This window comes from Candidatus Frankia nodulisporulans (assembly GCF_902806475.1).
GTDB classification, from domain to species: Bacteria; Actinomycetota; Actinomycetes; order Frankiales; family Frankiaceae; genus Frankia; species Frankia umida.
In genome coordinates this window covers 1-5,790 of sequence record NZ_CADCWS010000256.1, presented here as the reverse complement: position 1 = coordinate 5,790, position 5,790 = coordinate 1, and the positions used below count along the sequence as shown (strand labels likewise).

Genomic DNA, 5,790 nt, shown 5'->3' with positions numbered 1-5,790 from the left:
GGCGACATGGGGCGCGAGGGTGGTCGTGCCGAGGCCGCGCCGCTCGGGGGTGCCGTGGCCGTCGTAGGTACGGCCCTTCCAGGCGGCGCCGCGGCCGGCCCGCTTGAGCCGCGCGGAGTCGACCGCCATCGCCAGGTACAGCGCCGCGGCCCCGGGCAGCAACAGCGCGGACGCCAGCGGCTGCCGGTAGTAGCGGATCATCGGGACGTAGGTCAACGTCATGATCAGCCAGGTGACGGCGCCGATCAGGGCGACCGTGACGTCCCCGGCGGCGATCCCGGCGACGGTGGCGACCACCGGCACCAGGAACACCAGGATCAGCCCCAGCACCGTGCCGACCAGCAGGAGCGGCGAGTGCCGCAGCTGGGCGTAGGCGGAGCGGGAGACCATCTTCCACAGGTCGGCCAGGCGCGGGTACGGGCGGCGGCTGTGCACCTGGTCGGCGAGGCCGAGCCAGGTCCGTCCGCCGGAACGCTTGAGGATCCGGGCGATGGCCACGTCGTCGATGACCGCGCCGCGCACCTCGGCGAGCCCGCCCGCGCGGATCAGGGCCTCACGGCGCACCAGCGAGCAGCCACCGGCGGCCGCCGCCACCCGGGACGTCGACCGGTTCGACCACCGGAACGGGTAGAGCATCGCGAAGAAGTAGACGAACGCGGGGACGATGATCCGCTCCCAGAACGTGTCGGCGCGCAGCACCGCCATCTGGGAGACCATGTCGAGGCGCTGGGTGCGGGCGGAGGCGACCAGCGCCGTCAGCGACCCCGGGTCGTGGGCGATGTCGGCATCGGTGAGCAGCAGGAACTCGACGTCCCCGGCGCATTCGATGCCCCGGCGCAGCGCCCAGAGCTTCCCCGTCCAGCCGGGGGGTGGTTCGGTCGACGCGGTCACGGCCGCCGTCACGTTCGAGCCGCCGCGCTGCGCCGCCTGTTCGGCGAGGGCGCGGGCGACCTCGGGGGTGCCGTCCGTCGAACCGTCGTCGACGAGGATGAGCCGGACCGGACCGGGGTAGTCCTGGGTGAGCAGGCTCGGCAGGGTCACGGGCAGTATGTCCGCCTCGTCCCGGGCCGGGATGACGATCGCGACGCTCGGCCAGCTCGCCGGGGCCTGGCACCGCGGCAGCCGCTGGTCGGTCCGCCAGAAGGTGCCATGACCGACGGCCAGGTACAGCCAGGCGAGCAACGAGGCGAGGGCTATCCACTGGAGTACAGTCACAGAGAGTAAGACTGCCACGAAGGTCGAACTCCAGTCGGGCGACCGGGGTAATTGTGTGTAAAGAACCGTCCGCTCGTCGGGTACCGCCCGCGGTGGCGCCCCGTCCGGCTCACCACCGCCAACAATGCCGCTGACCTGCGAGAATGCATCCCCACCCGGCCAGAGGCAACCCGTTCGCGCCCGGACCGGTGGGCCAGGATCGCCGACCCGGCGCACGGGCGGGATGACCCGGCCAGGCAGCGTAAGCGGGCACCTCGGTGCCCGGCGAACCCACACGTTGGGAACCCCCGGCCCACCGACGGACACCACACCCCCTTCAACCCCCGCATGGGCCAGCGGCTGCACCATAATCGGGGGGTGACCCGCCGTTCCGAACAGACGACTGACACCCGTGCGGCGCTCGTCGCCGCCGCCCGCCGTCGGTTCGCCGAGCAGGGGTTCGCCGCCACCGGAACCGAGGAGATCGTCGCCGACGCCCAGGTGACCCGCGGCGCGCTCTACCACCACTTTCGCGACAAGGCCGACCTGTTTCGCACCGTCATGGAACAGGTCGCCACCGAGGTGGCCGAGAAACTCGTGGCCGGCGAACTGGCCCGCGACGCGCAACTCCCCAGTGACGCCTGGACCCAGCTACGCACCGGTTTCCAGTCCCTGCTGGACATCTCCACCGCGGACAGCGACTTCCAACGCATCGTCCTGGTGGATGGTCCGGCCGTGCTCGGCAGCGAGGCCTGGGATGCCCTGGTCGAACGGCACGGCTATCGGCTGCTGTCCGAATGGCTGCAACGGGCCATGTCCGAGGAGGGTATCGACCAGTTGCCGGTCGCCCCGCTGACCCGTCTGGTCGCCGCCCTGCTTTCCGAGGCGAGCATCTACACCGGGCGGGCGGCCGATCCGGACGCGGCCCGGGTCGAGATCGGCATCGTGCTCGACCGGCTGATGCGCGGCCTCAGCCGCGGCGGCGATCTCAGCGCCCAGCCCTCGGTCGGCGCCGAACCGGGCAGCCGTCCGCGCTGATCCCCGCGGGGGATGCCGGTCCTTCCCGGCCGCGTATCCCCCCGCCCCGCCGAGGACGAACGTCGATACCCGCGACGTCCGCGATATCGGCCCCACACGCACGAACGCCGCCCCGGCCGGGAAGGGATCCGGTCGGGACGGCGCCGCTCATATTGTGCGCTGCCGCGTCACCGCAGGAACATCGCGGTGGCGCCGGGGCAGCGCGGTGGTGCCTGTGTTGCCTGTGTTGCGACGGTGCTGTGGTGCTGTGTCACCGGGTCGGACGAGGGGCTCAGGCCTCGCGCACGGCGCGGATCGACTCCTTGAGCGAGCCGATCGTGGCGAGCACGGCGGACGTCTCGTACCCGCAGTGCGCCATGCAGTTCGCGCAGCGCGGGTCCTTGCCGCGACCGTAGGAGTCCCAGTCGGTGGTCTCCACGAGCTCCTTGTACGAGGAGACGTACCCGTCGCTCATCAGGTAGCAGGGCTTCTGCCAACCGAACAGCGAGTAGCTCGGGATGCCCCACGCGGTGCAGGCGAGCTCCTTCTTCCCTTCCAGGAAGTCAAGGAACACCGGCGAGTGGTTCAGCCGGAACTTCTTGCGCCGCCCCTCGGCGAAGACCTTGGCGAACATCTCCCGGGTCTCCTGGACCGCGAGGAAGTGCTCCTGGTCGGGAGCCTTCTCGTACGCGTAGCCCGGGGAGAGCTGGATCTGGTCGACCTTGAGGTCGTCGTTGAGGAAGGTCAGGATGTCGATGACGTCCTGGGGGCTGTCATTGTTGAAGAAGGTCGAGTTCGTGCCGACCCGGAAGCCCGCGGCCTTCGCCGCGTGGAACGCCCGGACACACTCGTCGAAGGTGCCCTCCTTCTCCACCACCGCGTCGTGCCGCTCGCGCAGCCCGTCGATGTGCAGGACGAAGGTGAAGTAGGGCGACGGGGTGAAGTTCTTCAGCTTCTTCTGCAGAAGAAGCCCGTTCGTGCAGAGGATCACGAACTTCTTACGCTTGGTAAGCTCGTTCACGATCTCGTGAATCTGCGGGTGCATGAGTGGTTCACCGCCCGCGATCGCAACAACCGGAGCGCCGCACTCCTTCACAGCGGCGAGAGCGTCGTCGACGCTCATGCGCTGCTTCAGGACGGACGCCGGGTGCTGGATCTTCCCACAACCCGTGCAGGACAGGTTGCAGGCAAACAGTGGCTCCAGCTCCAGCACGAGCGGGAAGTGCTTGCGACGCAGCAGTTTCTGCTTCGCCAGATAGGTACCTACACGGAGCTGGTACCGCCACTCGACCGCCACGGCGTAGCTCCCCTCTCTTTGGTCTCCGGTTAATGACCGATGATCGCTGCACTGACCATACAGCCTGTACGTACAGCCTGCATGTCGATCGCTCGATGAAGTGCCGCACACCCGGATCCCCTGCCCCCCATCTGGGCGGAATCAGACAGCATCTCGCCAGGTCAGGGGCAATTCAGGGACCGAATGTGCCGCGTGCCACCCAGGCCGGAAACGGCTACTTCGACGTCTCGTCGGACGTGTCAGGAGCGCTTCCGTTTCGGCCGGGTCTCCTCGGTGGCGCCCGTACGCCCGACGCCACCAAGACCATTTCTGTCACCGAGAGTGACACAATCAATGCCCACGCGCGACTCGAGGACGGCCCACCGCCCGGACGACACTCCACGTGTCCGCCGGACCGGGACAGGAATCGCGGTCCCGGTCCCGGTCGCGCGGCGGGTGGGTGAGGTGGACCAGGCGTCGAGATCGCCAGGTGCGGACAGCAGGGTCGGCCCCGAAGGCGGCCCGGGACAGACGAATCCCCGGGCCCGCCGACTACCTGGCGGGCCCGGGGAACCCGACGCTAGGACGTGGCCCGCGAGGCGGCCGGCCGCGACAGCGGTGCCGGCGAGGAGTTCCCCGCGACCCGACGCAGCTCCTTGGGCAGATGGAAGGAGATCGACTCCTGGCCGACGGAACGGACCGTGACATCGGTCGGGCCGAGGCCCGACAGCGCCGCGGTCAGTTCCTCGACCAGCGCCGGCGGTGCGGACGCCCCGGCCGAGATGCCGACCGTCTCCACCCCGGCGAGCCAGGACAGCCGCACGTCACCGACGTTCTCCACCAGGTGGGAGGAGACACCGTCGCGGTTGCTGACCTCGACGAGGCGCACCGAGTTCGCGCTGTTCGCCGAGCCGACGACCAGCACGAGCTGCGCCTCCTGGGCGACCTTGCGCACGGCGCTCTGCCGGTTGGACGTCGCGTAGCAGATGTCGGCCGATCCGGGGCCGACGATCGCCGGGAAGCGTTCCCGCAACGCGTCGACGATCTCGGACGCCTCGTCCAGCGCGAGGGTCGTCTGCATCAGGTAGGTGACCCGTTCCGGGTCGCCGACCTCGAGGTCGGCGACCTCGGCCGGCGACTGGACGAGCTGGATCCGCCCGGGCGACTCCCCGAGGGTGCCGTCGACCTCCTCGTGGCCGGCGTGACCGATGAGCAGGACGGTGTCCCCGCGGGCGGTGAACCGGCGCGCCTCCGCGTGCACCTTCTCGACCAGCGGGCAGGTGGCGTCGATGACGGACAGCTCGCGCCCGTCCGCCTGATCCCACACCGCGGGGGCGACGCCGTGCGCGGAGAAGACCACGGTGGCGCCGGCGGGCACCTCGTCGAGTTCCTCGACGAACACCGCGCCGCGGGCGGCGAGGTCCGCGACGACATGGGAGTTGTGCACGATCTGCTTGCGGACGTAGACGGGCGCGCCGTGCAGGTCCAGGGCGCGCTCGACGACCTCGATCGCCCGCTCGACCCCGGCGCAGAACGCCCGCGGCTCGGCCAGCAGCACCGTGCGCCGACCGACCGCCGCGGCCCACGCGGCCAGCGGCGTACCGAGCCGGCTCATCGTGAGCAGCCCCCGCACACCGCGGCGGACCAGGTCGAGCCGACCCAGCGGCTCGTCCATGGTGTCGACGATGACGCGGACGGCCGCGAACGGCACGTCCCCGCTGCCCTCGGCGATCGGCGCGCTCTCCATGTCGACGGCGATGGCGCCGGTGGCGGCGAGCCGGGTCCGCTCGCTGCCGTGGGCCACCCTGGGCACGGTGATGATCGGGCCGATATGCACGGTGAAGCCGAGTCGGCGCAGGTCACCGGCCAGCAGCGGAGCCGAGGCGCACGGGGTGACGGTCCCGTCGGACGAGCGGACCTCCTGCGCCACGACGATGTGTCCGGGTTTCACCCCGGGGGCGAGCCCGCCGGAGAGGCCGACGATGGCGACCGCGTCGGGTCGTGCCTCGCGGACCACCCGGGCGGCCTGGCGGGCCTTGTCGGGGCCCATACCCGTCCGGATCATGATCGTGTCGGAGGGCAGCCCGGAGCGGCCGGCCGCCATCGCCTCGAACCGCAGCGCGGTCGCGACGACGAGTCGTCCCGGCCGGCTCGCACCGCCGGACGTCCCCGCCACCGCGGAGGCGGCGGCCGGGGTGGTCGCGGCTGAACTGGTGACGGCCGGGGTGGTGACGGCCTGGGTGGTGACGGCCGGGATGGTGACGGCCGGGATGGTGACGGCCGGGATGGTGACGGCCGGGATG

At 70.8% G+C, this 5,790-nt stretch carries 4 protein-coding genes; 1 reads left to right on the top strand and 3 read right to left on the bottom strand.

All coding sequences use genetic code 11. The annotated features are described in order from the left end of the window. On the bottom strand, positions 1-1,215 hold a 1,215-nt coding region (locus G6R24_RS17475; protein ID WP_163550289.1), incomplete at its 3' end, for a glycosyltransferase. Between the two features lie 327 nt (positions 1,216-1,542). On the opposite strand from G6R24_RS17475, the gene G6R24_RS17470 reads away from it, so the two are divergent. Then, positions 1,543-2,232, top strand: a complete 690-nt coding sequence (locus G6R24_RS17470) for a TetR/AcrR family transcriptional regulator (RefSeq protein ID WP_163550288.1) — start codon at positions 1,543-1,545, stop codon at positions 2,230-2,232. Positions 2,233-2,503: 271 nt separating this feature from the next. Here G6R24_RS17470 and hpnH read toward each other — a convergent pair whose 3' ends face one another. Beyond that, a complete protein-coding gene (gene hpnH, locus G6R24_RS17465) occupies positions 2,504-3,508 on the bottom strand; it encodes an adenosyl-hopene transferase HpnH (RefSeq protein WP_163550287.1) in 1,005 nt (334 codons plus the stop codon). Between the two features lie 559 nt (positions 3,509-4,067). Further along, positions 4,068-5,789 carry a 4-hydroxy-3-methylbut-2-enyl diphosphate reductase gene (gene ispH, locus G6R24_RS17460; protein ID WP_476727359.1) on the bottom strand — a complete coding sequence of 574 codons (1,722 nt, stop codon included), beginning with the start codon at positions 5,787-5,789 and terminating at the stop codon, positions 4,068-4,070. Position 5,790: the final 1 nt, after the last annotated feature.

Coding starts and splice junctions, on each gene's coding strand:
- G6R24_RS17470 (WP_163550288.1), top strand. CDS start 1,543: ATGGGCCAGCGGCTGCACCATAATCGGGGGGTGACCCGCCGTTCCGAA.